Origin of the sequence: Rosenbergiella nectarea (genome assembly GCF_900111105.1) — a bacterium.
Classification (GTDB): Bacteria; Pseudomonadota; Gammaproteobacteria; order Enterobacterales; family Enterobacteriaceae; genus Rosenbergiella; species Rosenbergiella nectarea.
The window spans coordinates 189,570-205,849 of the sequence record NZ_FOGC01000002.1 but is presented as its reverse complement, the minus strand read 5'-3'; the positions used below and the strand labels follow the sequence as shown (position 1 = coordinate 205,849).

The window sequence follows — 16,280 nt, the reverse complement described above, 5'->3', positions numbered from 1 at the left end:
GGTTTGAAATTGTTCATGGTGCTTTACTTTACAGGTCATGCTGAAGTAAAATGCTGCACCATTTTGAAATATGCTGGCGAGACAGCCAGTCGAAATCGAATTTATCGAGGTGAGAGTTACATGCCGGTAATTAAAGTACGTGAAAACGAGCCATTTGACGTAGCACTACGTCGCTTCAAGCGTTCCTGTGAAAAAGCAGGCGTTCTGGCTGAAGTTCGTCGTCGTGAGTTTTATGAAAAACCTACGACTGAGCGTAAGCGCGCTAAAGCGTCTGCAGTTAAGCGTCACGCCAAAAAATTGGCTCGCGAAAACGCACGCCGCACTCGTCTGTACTAAGTAGTTTCGGAGAAGTTCTCTTCTCCATTGCGTAATTTACGCAGTTCGAGTCAAGTATCAGGCCGTGCTTTCCGAAAGGAAGCGCGGCTTATTGTCGTTTTTATGCATAAAAAACAGGTGTCATGGCTGGTAGAATACCAAGTAGTTTTATCAATGACTTGTTAGCGCGAACCGACATTGTCGACATCGTCGATGCGCGAGTACGCCTCAAGAAACAAGGTAAAAACTTTCACGCTTGCTGCCCCTTCCATAATGAAAAAACACCCTCTTTTACTGTCAACGGCGACAAACAGTTTTACCATTGCTTCGGCTGTGGTGCACACGGTAATGCTATCGATTTCTTGATGAACTTTGATCGACTCGACTTTGTCGAAACGATCGAGGAATTAGCCACCTTACATGGCTTAGAGGTTCCTCACGAAACCGGGCAATCCGCGACACCGATGGAACGTCATAAACGGCAGAGCCTTTACCAATTACTAGACGGATTGAGCCAGTTTTATCAACAGGCATTGGCTCAACCAGCCTCCGCCTCGGCGGCAGAGTATCTCGATAAACGAGGCCTCAGCGCGGCAGTCACTTCGCAATTTGCGATTGGTTATGCCCCCGCGGGATGGGATAACGCGTTAAAGCGGTTTGGTAGAAACAATGACGACCGGCAGTCTTTAGTTGAAGCCGGTATGTTGGTTACCAAAGAAAATGGTCAGCATTACGACCGTTTCCGTGACCGCATTATGTTTCCAATACGGGATAAACGTGGTCGAGTGATTGGCTTTGGTGGGCGCGTCCTAAACGATGACGTCCCGAAATATTTAAACTCGCCCGAGACCTCGATTTTCCACAAAAGTCGCCAGCTCTATGGCCTGTATGAAGTCAGCCAGGCTCATAACGCGCCACCCCATATTCTCGTCGTAGAAGGGTATATGGATGTTGTCGCCTTAGCGCAATACGGTGTCGATTACGCCGTTGCCTCGCTAGGGACCTCAACAACTAGCGAACATATTCAGTTACTATACCGGAATACGGAGAATATTGTCTGCTGCTACGACGGTGATCGTGCGGGGCGTGAAGCCGCTTGGCGGGCGCTCGAAACGGCCCTGCCCTATCTAAACGATGGGCGCCAATTGAAATTTATGTTTCTGCCAGACGGTGAAGACCCCGATACGCTAATCCGTAAAGAGGGTAAGGCGGCGTTCGAACAACGGATTAGCAGCGCGACTAGCTTGTCTGATTTCCTGTTCGACACGTTGTTACCGCAGGTCGATCTCAGTAGCCGTGAAGGTAGAGCGCGGTTAAGCCATCTTGCGATACCGTTGATTAACCAAGTTCCCGGCGGCACATTACGAATCTACCTCCGGCAAGTGCTAGGGCAAAAGCTCGGTATCCTGGACGATCAGCAGTTAGAAAAGTTATTACCGCAACAGGGCGCGAGTCAAGGAGCAACGCCCGCGCCAGCACTGAAGCGTACTACCATGCGTGTACTTGTTGCTTTACTGCTCCAGCGGCCGAGTTTGGTCAGCGCCGTACCGGTTTTGGATGCGCTAAAAGAAGTCAATTTACCGGGATTACCGCTGTTCGTTGAACTTGTGACCTTCTGTTCTGCGCATCCGGGGATCACCACCGGACAAGTGTTGGAGCATTATCGTGATAACGAATTGCGTCAGACCCTTGAAACGCTGGCAACTTGGCACCATATGATAGTGGATGAAGAAGTTGAAGCCGTATTTATCGACTCCCTTGCCAGTATTTATAATATTGCTCTTGAACAACGTTTAGAATCACTGATTGCTCGCGAACGTACCGCGGGATTGAACAAAGCAGAACGACAAGAGTTACAAGCGCTTGTCAACGCGTTAGCGAAAAAATAGCCAGAATCTTGGCAAAGATTGCGTCATCACTCTGACATAATCATCAGAGTGGCACTATAATGATTGTTACAGAATTGCGAAAGTACTTATATCCTGCGGCTTAAGTGCCGATTATTGAGGGCTGATGCCCGTTGCTGCGCAAAGGCTGCAGCCCCTTAAACGCCTTTATAGTTTAATTGGTTCTGCCAATTACCTCTTTATACTAACAGAAGTGTGGATACCGTCTTATGGAGCAAAACCCGCAGTCACAGCTTAAGCTACTTGTCACCCGTGGTAAGGAGCAAGGCTATCTGACCTATGCTGAGGTCAATGACCATCTGCCGGAAGATATTGTCGACTCCGATCAGATTGAAGACATCATCCAGATGATCAACGACATGGGTATTCAGGTTGTGGAAGAAGCGCCTGATGCCGATGACTTGATGCTGAATGAAAACAGCACAGATACTGACGAAGATGCTGCAGAAGCGGCTGCTCAGGTGCTGTCGAGTGTCGAATCGGAAATTGGCCGTACCACTGACCCCGTGCGTATGTATATGCGCGAAATGGGGACCGTTGAACTGTTAACCCGTGAAGGTGAAATCGATATCGCGAAGCGTATCGAAGATGGGATTAACCAAGTGCAATGTTCGGTTGCTGAATATCCAGAAGCGATTACTTACTTACTGGAACAGTACGACCGAGTGGAAGCTGAAGAAGCAAGACTCTCCGATATTATTACTGGATTTGTTGATCCTAACGCTGAAGAAAACATCGCCCCTACCGCGACCCATGTCGGCTCTGAGCTGTCTGAAGAAGATCGCGATGATGAAAATGAAGATGAAGATGGCGACGACGATACCAGCGAAGACGATAACTCCATCGACCCAGAATTAGCACGCGAGAAATTCACTGAACTTCGTACTCAATACGAGACGACCCGTGATGTGATCAAAGCTAAAGGTCGCAGCCACAAGGACGCAGTGAAAGAGATCAACAATCTTTCTGAAGTCTTTAAACAGTTCCGTTTGGTGCCAAAGCAGTTCGATTATCTGGTCAACAACATGCGTCAAATGATGGACCGCGTTCGTCTACAAGAACGTACTATCATGAAGATCTGTGTTGAACTCAGCAAAATGCCGAAAAAGAACTTCATTACCCTCTTCACGGGTAACGAAACTAGCCCAACTTGGTTTGAAGCCGCACTGGCCATGAAAAAACCTTGGGGCCAAACGCTGAAACAAAACGAAGAAGAGATCCAACGTTTTGTACAAAAGCTGGTTCAGATTGAATCAGAGACTGGCCTGACTATCGAGCAAGTCAAAGATATCAACCGTCGCATGTCAATCGGTGAAGCGAAAGCACGCCGCGCGAAGAAAGAGATGGTCGAAGCAAACTTACGTCTCGTGATCTCTATTGCTAAAAAATATACTAACCGAGGATTACAATTCTTGGATCTGATTCAAGAAGGTAACATCGGTCTAATGAAGGCGGTTGATAAATTTGAATACCGTCGCGGCTATAAGTTCTCGACTTATGCAACCTGGTGGATTCGACAAGCTATCACTCGTTCGATTGCTGACCAAGCGCGTACCATCCGTATTCCTGTGCATATGATTGAGACCATCAACAAGCTGAACCGTATTTCACGGCAGATGCTGCAAGAGATGGGACGCGAGCCTTCTCCGGAAGAGTTAGCTGAACGCATGCTAATGCCTGAAGATAAGATCCGTAAGGTATTAAAAATTGCCAAAGAGCCAATCTCGATGGAAACACCTATTGGTGATGATGAAGATTCGCACTTAGGTGATTTTATTGAAGATACTACCCTGGAGCTGCCACTCGACTCGGCAACCTCAGAAAGCCTACGCTCAGCGACTCACGATGTTCTGGCCGGTCTGACCGCCCGTGAAGCGAAAGTGCTACGTATGCGTTTCGGTATCGATATGAATACCGACCATACCCTTGAAGAAGTAGGCAAACAGTTTGATGTCACGCGTGAACGTATTCGTCAGATTGAAGCCAAAGCATTACGTAAACTTCGTCACCCAAGCCGCTCAGAAGTCCTGCGCAGCTTCCTTGATGAATAAGCCAGCCTAACGCTGTCAGCCCTTCCTCGTGAAGGGCTTTTTTTTGCCTAGCCCAACGCAGGCGTCATCACCGTAACTTCAATGGCTGTCGGCGTAAAGGCGGGGATCTTTCCCGCTCTGATCATGATTTGCGGCACATCGACCCGTTGCAAGCCCCACTGCGTTAACCATGCTTCGTTGACCCACTGCTCATCAATATCCAGCCGCACGAACTCGCCAGGTAACTGACTCAACGCAGCTTGCAGCAGCCCGGTCAGTATACCGCTCTCTTTAACATAGCAAGGCCCGAGCGAGAGTCCTCGACCAAAGCGGTGACACCCCACGGAACCCACTATCCCCCCCTGCTGATCGGTCAAAACGAAGAGTCGCTGCTCTTTGAGCAAATAGTCATACAGCTGCGGTCGATTCATTCCGGTTGCACAATAGGCCAACTGCTCTAACCCAGGGCGATCCTCAAGAGTTGCTAATCTGACTTGGTAGCCCTTGGGAAAGGTCGGTGGCGAAATCAACGCAAGTTGAGGGGTCTGAAACTGCGACAGCGTGCCGCGAACCGTAAAGCCTAATTTCTCATAAAGCATGGCTCCCTGTGGGGTAGCATGCAGTCGCAGTTGCGGGTTGGGAAAGTCAGCCATTAGGGTCTGCATTAATTGCTTCCCAATCCCCTTCCCTTGCCAAACATTATCCACCACAACAACCCCCACCGAGGCAAAATGCTCACCCCAGCGCCAAGCCATAACGGTCCCGATGACTTGGTCATCATGTTCCATCGCATAGCCTTCGCCGAGTGTTAACAATAATTGCCAATCCACCAGGCGATGCGGCCAGCCACACTGTTGTGTTAGACGAAAGCCATTTGCTGCATCGTTATAGGTCAATCTACGTATCAGCATCGAGAGCGACCTTACTGGTTAATGAAGGCAGCATTGCTTGAATTTTTTTCCACTGCCGCATGGACAAGGCTCGTTACGCCCAACCTTTGTCTCGACGATCTTCGGTTGTGGCGCATTTTGCTGTGCCTGAAATGACCAATACTGATACAGATCGAGCACTGCTGCCGGGAGGGCTTCGATATGTTCTTCAAACTGTTCAGCCGTCAGAGCATTGACCTCCTCCGCCTCGGCTTCGGAACCATGTAAAGCTATTAATTGGAACGCAGACGCTAATTGCTCGGATACAGGCTGCAGCTTCGCGAGGCCGATACCGCGCATATAGCCGTAGCACCAATCGCCAATCACCGTAAAAGTTTGACCTTCCAGCTCTTGCTCACCAAAAAGTGGTTCGAATTGATCGGGAAACTCCACCAGACGCTCTTCGATATCCGCCATATGTTGAAACGTGAGATCCATGAACCGATCGCGTTCGCGGGTCGTTTTCCATTGTGGGATATGCTTTTCGCCGCCCCATAACGCAACCATCCAAAATTCAGGCTCGATAGCGACCGGAGCAGAAAGGATGGCGGTGAGGTAACCATCCAGTTCGGAAACATCAATCACTGAATGTTCACTTGCATACTGCTCTAGCGTGTCATCAAGCCATTGCAATTCGTTTTCTGTGAGTGGACCTTGTTTCATTTTCTCTTCTCCGCAAAAACAACAGGCGCAAGGAGCGCCTGAAAGTTCTATCATAACAGCGAAGCGATAAGCGCGCTAAACTTAGCTGATTTATTCCACGCGGGTGACAGGTAGCACTTTGGCCTTGAAAGTCGCCAAACCGGCTTTAGGCAGTACGATATTGAGGAGTATCGCCACTAGCCCACCACTGGTGACCGCCCCGTGCAGCAGGCTTTGTAAAAAGACCGGCAGTCCATGAATAATCTCCGGTTGCGCCTCAATACCCAGCCCTACCCCAAAAGCAATAGCAATAGCAATAGCAATGATCAGCATACTGCGGTTATCTAAGGCTTCACGGGTCATAATACGAATTCCGGCGGCAATCACGTTACCGAACATCACTAAGGTCGCGCCACCCAGTACCGGTTTAGGAAGTTGTTGTAAGAAATGACTGAACATCGGGAAAAAACTCAGTAGCAGTAAAAGCCCACCAATCCAATACCCGGCATAGCGGCTGGCCACTTGGGTCATCTGAATCACCCCGTTATTCTGTGCAAAGGTCGTATTAGGAAACGAGTTAAAGGTTGCCGCAATTAAGCAACTTACCCCATCGCCAATAATCCCCCCCTTTATGCGCTGAGTAAATTCAGGGCCTTCAAGGGGTTGCTGGGAGATCATACAGTTTGCGGTTAAATCCCCTACCGCTTCAATAATCGCAATCAAAGCCACCAGTGCGATAGGCACGAACATGCTCCAGCTAAAGGCAAACCCGAAACGGAAAGGAATAGGTAACGTTATAGCCGGACCATCCAGTGCCAGTTGAGGATGAAAGCTTCCCTGCCAAGCCGCGATAAGGGTTCCCAACACGATGCCACTGACAATGGATGAAAGACGCAACCAAGGTGATTTACAGCAATTCAGGACAATAATGACCGCTAAGGTAATTCCCCCCAAGATTAAGTGCGATGGCGCGCCGAAATCCGTTGCTGTTGCCCCACCACCCCAGTCGGTAATACTGACTTTTACTAGGCTAATCCCAATTAAGACGATAACAATACCGGTCACCAGCGGGGTCAGGATTTTAGCAAAAAGGTGAATAAAACGGCTAACGATAATCGGGATGAGTGCGGCAACTAAGCTGGAACCGAAGATCATCGCCAAGATATCTTCAGGTAACGCCCCTTGCTGTTTCATCGCCAGCCCTCCGGAGATGATCACCCCTAAAAAGGCAAAGCTGGTACCTTGCAAACAAATCATGCCTGCGCCAACTTTCATAAAGCGCCCCGCCTGCACCATGGTGCCTAAGCCAGAAGCAAACAATGACATGCTGATTAAGTAAGGCAAATAGCTATTTAGCCCTAAGGTTGAACCAATAATTAAGGGTGGCGTGATCACCCCGACAATACTGGCCAGAATATGTTGGATTGCGGTAAACAGCGCCGCCGTTAGAGGCATTTTCTCGTTTAAGCCATAAAGAAGTTGATGTTGGCGAGTAGGCTGTTCCATGGTCTTGGCTCCAATAGTTGCAATGAAACTTTTTTTGCAATTTTCAGGCCATATTCTCGCCAATATCTTCTTCAAAAATTAATTGATTGAAATTTAAGCGTTAATCATGAAACTAAAATATCAACACCAGAGTTACCCCCCCCAGTGGCCGGTGGGATTGCACGATGACTACGCATCGATCGCCCCCTATGCACCAAAGCACGGCAATTTACGGTGGCAATACTTGTTAATCGCGATTCCTAAAAGAGACTTATGCCACGACATGTATCACCTTCGTTACGCAGACATGTACCACGGCATACTCTCTCCTCGACTCGATTACGAGTGATGTAAAGTGAGCTGCAGGCTACATTGATATTGGCTACTCACTGAGTAAATAATTGAGATGTAAATTAGGTAGCGCACATTCTCCGCCTATAGTCGCGGGTCGGCGAGCGTTGACTCTCACACAGCACTCACTAGCCGGTAGTCCAACCTTAACGTCAGAATGATGAGTAGACTCAATTATGCCAGCGATAAGTGGGTCTGCTCTTACCTTGATGATCGTCTCGCTATGGGTGATACCAGGAAATTTCACAAGCATTTAATCCAAAAACGATAGAAAAAAACACAAAAAAAACCCGGCTTTCGCCGGGTTCTCTCACTGAAAAAATTACTTCTTCAGATTGTCTTCGTTGCGTAGACGCTCAACTTCAGCATGTTGCTGACGAACAGTGTCTTTGATCTCTTCGTCGTGGTTAGTGTTAACTTTCTTCACTACCACTTCTTCGACAACGTGAGCGGTTTTGTTAACGACTGGCTTCTCGGCCAATTCGTCGACCACTACGCTTTTCTCGCTCCAGTCGATGTTTTGACCTGTCACTGGACGGTTCACTGAGTTACGAACGACTTCTGCGTGTTGTTCACGAAGGTTAACCTTCTGTGAGACATCTTCAGTGGTTACGTAGCGGCGAATACGGGTGGTACCCTCTTTCACCAAACGCTTACCCACTTCCAGCTCTTCTTTAGCCAGTTGCAGAATTTCGTCTTTCGTTTCGTTACCGGTCAGGTGGGGACGGGTATCACGTGGCGTCGGCGCAACGGGTGCTGCAGCCGTTTCTGTACCGCGTGCTTTAGCAGGCACGTCTACTAATTGGTGACGGTTCAGAATGGCTAATGCTTTGGCGTGCTCATCTTCGCCATGCGCGACTACCGTTAATACTGCACCGTTTTTATGTAGCGCTTCGCTATAGAGCTCTGCATGTTCTTCTTCAACATCGTTTCCAAACAGGCGCTTCCAAATACTCGTATCTTTGAAAACGGTGCTGTCGCTATCGAGGTCGCGACCATGGATCACACTGATATTGCTTTCTTTAAAGTCAGCTTTAATGAGATTACGTTCAGCCGCTTGTGCATGTTCAACTGTGTCGAATAATGTGACGATTTTTTCGCTAGACATATTATACCTCATTTATCGGTGGATATTCTTTTTTGTGAAACGGTCTGATACTTCAGCGTTTCTTCGGATTTAAAATGGTTTACACTCTCATGACTCTCTATTCTAATCTCCTCCTTAAGATATATTTTCTTCACTATTTCTATATGTTCCTCAAAGATTGGAATAATTTTTACCCCATTCTCTTCACGAATTTGCGGAATTTCAGAAATATATTGGCCGATAGGGACATGTTTTATTTCTGCCTGTCGACTTATTAACTTTTCGTTAATGTCGACTTTCTTAGTTTCCGTTTTTCTTTCGATATGAAATTGACTTTTAACAACCTGTTTCTTCTCAATTTCTACTCTTTCTTCCGCCAGAGGAATAATGAATTCCTCTGACTGTTCATTGGGAGTGCTGTTTATTTCTGGTTGCTTATCAGAACTCATCACACTTATTCCCCGATAACTTATTGAGCTGCTTTGACTTGAATCGCTACACGGCGGTTTTGATCACGACCTTGTGCGGTGTCATTGTTCGCCACGGCATGGTCTGCACCTTGGCCATCGATAGTGATTTTCGAACCGTCAACGCCATGTTGAGTTAACCAATTTTTAATAGCGTTAGCACGTTGACCCGAAAGGGGTTGGTTGATTGCTTCATTACCAGTGCTGTCTGTAAAGCCACGCACGACGATGCTGTGATCGGGGTGTTGACTAATCAAGGAAGCCACTTGGTTCAGAGACTGCTCATCAGTGATTGAAGGCGTTGCATTACCGGTCGCAAAGCTCACTTGGTCCAAATCGATCCATTGGCTATCGTCGTTTCCTTCACCGGCATAGTATTGCTGCAGAGCAGTTAGCGCAGTGTCGCTATCGGCAGCCGGTGCTGCAGCTGGCGTTGAGTCATCAGTCGCCGCAGGTTGCTGCGCGGGTTGAGACATTGCCGACGAAGAGGATGAAGGGGCCGGGGCAGCATCATTATTATTTCGTTGGGTACTAAACCAAATAGCAAGAATAATAATGACGATGGCTAAAAGTAACCACCAAATTCCTTTGCCTTTCTTCTGCTTAATAATTTTCTGATCAACGACTGGGTCTACAAATTTCTTGTCAGTTCTTTTGTCCATAAATCACCTCAATTAATGCAACTCATCGTTTAAAATTAAAAATATAAAAGTTTCGTATTCCGTAAACTTAACACTAAGCCTAGAACAAGCTTGAATTAGATCAAGAAACAAATATTTCACTTTCTGGCTATAAATACGATAACTCTATGAAATCAATAATAGGTTTCGGTAAAATATATTTTTAAAAAAAGTTAAGTTAAGAATTTTCTGTAGATAAAAGCATTAGGATAATTAATCAAAAAACCAATGAAATGAGTGAGTTAATCTCTGTTAGTGCTGAGCCTGAAGAACTGTTATAGTCTGCGCCTTTTAGCGTTCTCATTGAGGAGTACAGATGGCCCCTTCCAAGAAGGCCTCACTACCATCCAGTGCTTGGGGAGCAATGATAATCTGTGGCACCGTCGCCGGTGCAGGCATGTTTACACTACCCGTAGTGATGGCTGGCGCGTGGTATAGCTGGTCAGTCGTGATGCTGGTGATCAGTTGGTTCTGTATGCTGTTGTCTGGGCTGCTGTTTATGAAAGTCAGCCTAAACTTTCCACTCGGTGCCGGTTACGATACGCTGACCCAAGCGCTCACTCCCAAATGGTGGGGAAGACTCAATGGCCTAAGTATTACCTTTGTGTTAGGTATCCTGACTTACGCCTATATTTCAGCCAGTGGCCCCGTTTACCAACAATCGTTGAATACGCTTGGCTTTGCGCTAAATGGTGCAGAAGCGAAAGGGTTATTGACCGCAGTGGTGGCGTTAGTCGTTTGGTTAGGCACCAAAGGGGTGAGTCGATTCATTACCTTCTGCCTAGTCGCTAAGCTACTGCTCTTTTTTATGCTATTCGGTGGACTCATTCACCACGTTGACCTCTCCCAACTTCTGACGCCGCGAGAGAGTAGTCAACACCCTACTGCTTATTGGCCATTTTTATTGGCGGTAGTGCCCTTCTGTCTTGCCTCCTTCGGCTTTCACGGCAATATCACTGGCTTAATCAGCTATTACCAGGGCAATGAGCGTAAAGTGAAACAGGCATTAATTGGCGGAACATTGTTTGCGCTAGTAATTTATCTTTTCTGGCTGACCTGCACCATGGGCAATATTCCGCGCCAAGACTTTCCGGAAATTAGCCGCCAAGGTGGCGATATTCATGCGCTGATCCAAGCGATGCATGACCGAATTTCTCAAAAATCTCTAGGACTACTACTGGATATTTTTTCACACTTCGCGGTGATCTGTTCATTCCTAGGCGTCACTGTTGGACTCTTTGATTTTATCGCCGATAAGCTTGGTTTTGAGAACAGTAAAGCGGGTCGCGCAAAAACTGCGCTTATTACCTTCTGTCCACCCTTAATCGCCTCGATCCTATTTCCTCAAGGCTTTCTAATGGCCATTGGTTACGCTGGATTATTCGCGACGTTCTGGGCACTGTTTACCCCAGCGCTACTTGCTTGGAACGCCCATCCTCGTTTCGCACAGGGAAAACCCCGTCGCGTCAGCGATAAGGCCGCGATATTGCTGGTGCTGGTGTTCGGCTTGGTCAATATCGTGGCATGGGCGGGTAGCCAACTGCATCTTATTCCTCTCTTTTAGGGATACGTGCTCCCCTCTAAGCAAAGTGATAGACCCACACTATACTTATTTACTATCTGTATTGGGGGTCTATCATGTCTGAACGGTTAGTGGCTTCACTCATTATTGAACAGCTTGAAAAAGCCGGTGTGCAACACTGTTATGGCGTTGTCGGCGATACGCTCAACTATATTACCGATGAAATGAGTCGCAGTAGCATAAAATGGTTGCACGTGCGCCATGAAGAGGTTGCGGGTTTTGCTGCGGGCGCAGAGGCCTTAATGACCGATAGACTTACCGCCTGTGCAGGGTCATGTGGCCCAGGCGGCCTACACTTTATTAACGGCCTGTTTGAAAGCCATCGCAACCGCGCACCGGTTATCCTCCTTGCCAGTCAGATCAGTAGTGAACTGCTCGGTAATGACTTCCCTCAAGAAGTCGACTTTCTTTCCGTCTACCAGAGCTGCTCTGTTTTCTGCGAACAAATTCTTACCGCTGACCAAGCCCCCGCGGTGATCCGACGCGCTTGCCAAGCGGCACTCAATCAGCGGGGTGTTGCTGTCGTCGTTGTGCCCGTGGATATTAGTAAAGCGAAAACCCGAGCGGTCACCCAAACTATCTGGCAGCCCCAGCCACAATTAACCCCGAATCCTCACGAGCTCCAGACCATTGCCTCGCTGCTTAACAAAGGTAAGCGCGTCACTTTTTATGCTGGAGCGGGCTGTGAGGGAGCACATGATGAGTTGGTGGCATTAGCCGAGAAGTTAAAAGCCCCAATCGTCAATACTTCTCGGGGTAAAGATTTTATCGAATATGACAATCCTTATTCTGTTGGGATGACGGGTATCTTTGGCTGTGAAGCAGGGTTCGAGGCAATCAAACAGTGTGACGTCTTATTACTACTCGGCGCAGACTTTGCTTGGTCACAGTTCTACCCAGACAACGCGACCATCATCCAAATAGATCAGTACGCGACTCACTTGGGTCGTCGCCATCCCATCGCCTTCGGTGCCGTAGGCCGAGTCACCGATACCCTTACTGCACTGCTTCCGCTGATCGATACCCATGACGACGTCCGGTTTTTTCAGCAAATTGCTAAGGTTCGCGATCAGTCAGTCAAGCGTCGTCATAAAGAAGAACAACGCGCCACCGGTCACCCTATTCATCCACAATACCTGGTGAGCCTGCTCAATCAACACGCAGCAAAAGACGCCTTTTTCACCGCCGACGGTGGCTCTGCGATGGTATGGCTGTTACGGCATATCGATAGCTTAGGAACACGCCGGACGCTCGCTAGCCTGCTACACGGCACCATGGCTAATGCAATGCCACAAGCCATCGGCCTACAAGTCGCTTTCCCCGAACGCCAAGTGATCGCCCTGTGTGGAGATGGCGGATTGAGTATGCTACTGGGTGACCTGTTTACCCTAGTACAGGAAGAATTACCGGTTAAGCTGGTGGTGATCAATAATGGTTCATTGAACTTTGTCGAGCTAGAGCAGAAAGTCGAAGGGTTACTTGATCATTATACCAAGCTAAAAAATGATAACTTCGCTAAGGTCGCCGGGGCCGTCGGCCTCTATAGCCAAAAAGTTGTCGAAGCCGAAACCTTAGAAGAGGCAATGGCGCGTTTCCTCGCCCATCCTGGCCCCGCGCTCTTGGACGTTCATACCCACCCTAATGAGCTGGTGATGCCGCCCGAGATCTCGTTGACTCAAGTCGCCGACACGGCACTGTACGCAACCAAAGCACTGTTTCACGGTCGGTTGGCCGATGTGGCCAGCTTCGTTGGCAGTGAGATAAGTCAAAAACTCGGCAAATAGTTATTCGATTAATTGTTCACTCCCTAAAGCGACGCTTTGGGTAGACTAGTCTATGCTTATCACTTTGACTTATTTGGGGTCTTAATTGCGTAAGGAAAGCCTATGTTGAAAATTAAACGAAAAAAAGTAAAACCTATTGGCCTGAATGATGTCACCATCATTGACGACAGTCGACTTAAAAAAGCGATTACAGCCGCCGCCTTAGGTAATGCCATGGAATGGTTTGACTTTGGTGTCTATGGCTATGTCGCCACAGTCTTGGGTAAAGTTTTCTTCCCTCATGCCTCACCGGGTATTCAAATCATTGCGGCCCTCGCCACCTTCTCCGTTCCCTTTATCATTCGTCCGATTGGCGGAATGTTCTTCGGTAGACTAGGTGATAAATATGGTCGACAACAAATTCTTGCCATGACCATCATTTTGATGACGCTCAGTACCTTCTGTATTGGTCTAATTCCCTCGTACAATAGCATAGGGATCTGGGCGCCCATCTTGTTATTGATCGCTAAAATGGTACAAGGATTCTCAGTCGGTGGCGAATATACCGGCGCTTCCATCTTTGTCGCTGAGTACTCTCCGGACCGAAAACGCGGATTTATGGGGAGTTGGCTCGATTTCGGTTCCTTGGTCGGCTTTATCTGTGGTGCCGGCGTCGTCGTCCTATTAAACGCAATCTTGGGACAAGAGACGTTCAACGACTGGGGATGGCGTATCCCGTTCTTCTTGGCGTTACCGTTAGGCTTTATTGGTCTGTATCTTCGCCATGCCTTAGAAGAGACCCCTGCCTTCCAAAAGCATATAGAGTCATTGGAAGAGGGATCTAAGCAGGGCTTAAGCGAAGGGCCTTCTGTTCCATTCAAAGAAGTCGCCCGCAAACATTGGCGTAATCTGATCTCCTGTATCGGTATCGTTATTACCACCAATGTGGCGTACTACATGCTATTGACCTATGTCCCTAGCTACCTCAGCCACGACCTACATTATTCTGAAAATCGCGGTGTCTTGATCATCGTTGTGATCATGGTCGCCATGCTGTTTGTGCAACCGATCATGGGGCTGCTCAGTGATAAGTTTGGACGTCGTCCCTTTATCATTATTGGTAGTGTGGCAATGGTCCTGTTTTCTATTCCGTCGTTTATGCTAATCACTCAGCACAGTCTGGTGGCGCTGTTTTTCGGTCTACTCATCCAAGCGGTAATTCTTAACTGTTTGATCGGTGTAATGGCATCCACCCTCCCGGCGATGTTCCCGACCGAAGTCCGTTATAGCGCCCTAGCCAGTACCTACAATATCTCGATTCTGGTCGCGGGTATCACCCCAACCTTAACGGCTTGGTTGGTTGAGACAACGGGCAATCTTTACATGCCGGGTTGGTATTTAGTCGTGGTCGGTATTATCGGTACAATCACGGGTATCACCATGCGTGAAACGGCGAATAAGCCCTTGTATGGCGGAACGCCTGCGGCCTCTTCTCTGGAAGAAGCGAAAGAGCTGTTGCAAGAACACCACGACGGTATCGAACAGCGTATTGAAGATATCGATCAACAGTTAGAAGAGTTAAAACAAAAACGTAGCAACTTAGTCGATCAACACCCAAAGATTAATCACTAGTTCCTGTAAACGGCTACTGACCAGTAGCCGTTTTTCGCTTGCCCCCCCTCCCCCTCAGCCTCTATAGTTCTCAATTTTTCCAACCCAATACGCGTCTATGATGACGATATAAAGAGTAAGCGTTTCAGGATGCTTTATGTCGGTGATAGCGGCTTCTGTTATTAGCCGATGGAACCCTGCTAGGGAGCAGGTGGTCACGTTGTCGTAAATCATGGGACAGCCATAGGAGGGACGGCTTGAAGGGCTGAGTCTGCGGAGCAGAAACGGCATATCTTACATAGGGTCAGTTTTCTTACCTGGATCATTAATTAAAATATTTATTCGTACAATTAGAGAAGACATTTTTTACCCAGCCTCTAAAGAGAAAAATTGAAGAGAACATTCTTTATTCGGATAGATATTCTACTAAATAGAGATAATAAGCTGGCTAATATTTATTAGATTAATTATTTGGTTCTTATAAAAGGAATCTATGATTATTTTTTGATCTTTTTATAGGCATTTAGTTAGCATACTTATTAATTTATTTTATCGTGCAGTTAATGAGAAGGTAATAATAGGTAAATATTCGAGCGCAAAACCCCTGACCCCAAATTAAATCCTTTATATTCATAATTTTAAAGAAAAAACCTCAACTAACCTGTGTTTTTGACCGACACCAAAACGATTAAAAAACAACGTATAAATCCAAGAAAAAGCCCACATTATCGTTTTTATCTATCAATATTACCAATTCAATAGTCACATCATTAAGACTAATCCGTAACGCTTTTTTATAGTAAACCCATATTCGTTAAACAAATCCCCCTGCATAAATTAACGCTGGACTCCTAAAATGAATAAAAATACATTATCTCTGTTAATGGTTACCAGTTTCGGCTTATTTACCGCTAATAGCTTTGCCGCAGGCAGTGCCACAGGCTCATTGCAGGTCAAGGTGAATGTACAAAGTTCCTGTGTGCTAAATACAGCGACTGTAGGCGGGACAACAGCGACTCAAGCACTTCTTGATTTTGGTACTATTACCTATCTCGCTGCAGATATTAAAGCCAACACCAGTACAAGTGGCCAGGGATTAATCGTTCTTTGCAGTCCTAATACTGCTTGGAGTTTGAATTTCGATGGTGGCGTTAACTTAAGCAGCAGTCAGCGTCGAATGAGCGATGCGTCGAAATCGAATTATATAGCGTATAACCTTTACGCGGATTCAGGGTACGCGAAAAAGGTCCCTGTCAACAGTAGTACTACCGATGCGACAGGAGCCGTCTTTGCTGAAACGGGGACTGGTGCACCGCAAAATGTCATTGTGTATGGAAAGATTCCTGCGACCGGTACAATTCCAGTACCTGGCAGCTATAGCGATACCGTAACGGTATACGTTATTTTTTAACCCTTTATAAAAATTTCGTG

Annotated in this window: 14 protein-coding genes; 8 read left to right on the top strand and 6 right to left on the bottom strand. The window is 47.3% G+C overall.

All coding sequences use genetic code 11. From position 1 onward, the window contains the following. Positions 1 to 120 precede the first annotated feature (120 nt). The 3 genes from rpsU (at position 121) to rpoD (ending at position 4,273) form a co-directional block, all read left to right on the top strand. On the top strand, positions 121 to 336 hold the full coding sequence (rpsU, locus tag BMX14_RS03830; protein ID WP_001144069.1) for a 30S ribosomal protein S21: 216 nt from the start codon (positions 121 to 123) through the stop codon (positions 334 to 336). Between the two features lie 122 nt (positions 337 to 458). Further along, entirely contained in the window at positions 459 to 2,204 is a 1,746-nt protein-coding gene (dnaG, locus tag BMX14_RS03825) for a DNA primase (RefSeq protein WP_092673043.1), read from the top strand. Positions 2,205 to 2,431: 227 nt separating this feature from the next. Continuing rightward, a complete protein-coding gene (gene rpoD / locus BMX14_RS03820) occupies positions 2,432 to 4,273 on the top strand; it encodes an RNA polymerase sigma factor RpoD (RefSeq protein ID WP_092673040.1) in 1,842 nt (613 codons plus the stop codon). A 47-nt stretch (positions 4,274 to 4,320) separates the two neighbouring features. Here the strand turns inward: rpoD and BMX14_RS03815 are convergent, their stop codons facing one another. From BMX14_RS03815 to BMX14_RS03805, 3 genes are all read right to left on the bottom strand, one after another. Next, on the bottom strand, positions 4,321 to 5,163 hold the full coding sequence (locus BMX14_RS03815) for a GNAT family N-acetyltransferase (RefSeq protein WP_092673037.1): 843 nt from the start codon (positions 5,161 to 5,163) through the stop codon (positions 4,321 to 4,323). Positions 5,164 to 5,181: 18 nt separating this feature from the next. Beyond that, positions 5,182 to 5,844, bottom strand: a complete 663-nt coding sequence (locus BMX14_RS03810; RefSeq protein WP_092673034.1) for a YecA/YgfB family protein — start codon at positions 5,842 to 5,844, stop codon at positions 5,182 to 5,184. A 90-nt stretch (positions 5,845 to 5,934) separates the two neighbouring features. Further along, on the bottom strand, positions 5,935 to 7,329 hold the full coding sequence (locus tag BMX14_RS03805; protein ID WP_092673031.1) for a uracil-xanthine permease family protein: 1,395 nt from the start codon (positions 7,327 to 7,329) through the stop codon (positions 5,935 to 5,937). Between the two features lie 106 nt (positions 7,330 to 7,435). Here BMX14_RS03805 and BMX14_RS16365 point away from each other — a divergent pair, with 106 nt between their 5' ends. Continuing rightward, a complete protein-coding gene (locus tag BMX14_RS16365) occupies positions 7,436 to 7,657 on the top strand; it encodes a hypothetical protein (RefSeq protein ID WP_143056380.1) in 222 nt (73 codons plus the stop codon). A 324-nt stretch (positions 7,658 to 7,981) separates the two neighbouring features. On the opposite strand, the gene BMX14_RS03800 is transcribed toward BMX14_RS16365, so the two are convergent. Genes BMX14_RS03800 through BMX14_RS03790 form a run of 3 tightly spaced genes read right to left on the bottom strand, consistent with a single transcriptional unit; the run spans position 7,982 to position 9,875 of the window. Continuing rightward, complete coding sequence (locus tag BMX14_RS03800; protein WP_177173074.1) at positions 7,982 to 8,767, bottom strand: YsnF/AvaK domain-containing protein; 786 nt, start codon at positions 8,765 to 8,767, stop codon at positions 7,982 to 7,984. An 8-nt stretch (positions 8,768 to 8,775) separates the two neighbouring features. Continuing rightward, positions 8,776 to 9,195 (bottom strand): DUF2382 domain-containing protein, encoded by a 420-nt coding sequence (locus BMX14_RS03795; RefSeq protein WP_092673025.1) that lies wholly within the window; start codon positions 9,193 to 9,195, stop codon positions 8,776 to 8,778. Between the two features lie 20 nt (positions 9,196 to 9,215). After that, positions 9,216 to 9,875, bottom strand: coding sequence for an OmpA family protein (locus BMX14_RS03790; RefSeq protein ID WP_092673022.1), 660 nt, complete (start codon positions 9,873 to 9,875; stop codon positions 9,216 to 9,218). 334 nt (positions 9,876 to 10,209) lie between these two features. On the opposite strand from BMX14_RS03790, the gene BMX14_RS03785 reads away from it, so the two are divergent. The 4 genes from BMX14_RS03785 to BMX14_RS03770 all read left to right on the top strand — a co-directional run bounded on the left by BMX14_RS03785 (position 10,210) and on the right by BMX14_RS03770 (position 16,260). After that, positions 10,210 to 11,457, top strand: a complete 1,248-nt coding sequence (locus BMX14_RS03785; RefSeq protein ID WP_092673019.1) for an aromatic amino acid transporter — start codon at positions 10,210 to 10,212, stop codon at positions 11,455 to 11,457. A gap of 74 nt (positions 11,458 to 11,531) precedes the next feature. Then, a complete protein-coding gene (locus tag BMX14_RS03780; RefSeq protein ID WP_092673016.1) occupies positions 11,532 to 13,259 on the top strand; it encodes a thiamine pyrophosphate-dependent enzyme in 1,728 nt (575 codons plus the stop codon). A 105-nt stretch (positions 13,260 to 13,364) separates the two neighbouring features. Continuing rightward, on the top strand, positions 13,365 to 14,870 hold the full coding sequence (proP, locus tag BMX14_RS03775) for a glycine betaine/L-proline transporter ProP (protein WP_177173081.1): 1,506 nt from the start codon (positions 13,365 to 13,367) through the stop codon (positions 14,868 to 14,870). An 835-nt stretch (positions 14,871 to 15,705) separates the two neighbouring features. Continuing rightward, entirely contained in the window at positions 15,706 to 16,260 is a 555-nt protein-coding gene (locus tag BMX14_RS03770) for a Csu type fimbrial protein (RefSeq protein ID WP_230527267.1), read from the top strand. Positions 16,261 to 16,280 lie beyond the last annotated feature (20 nt).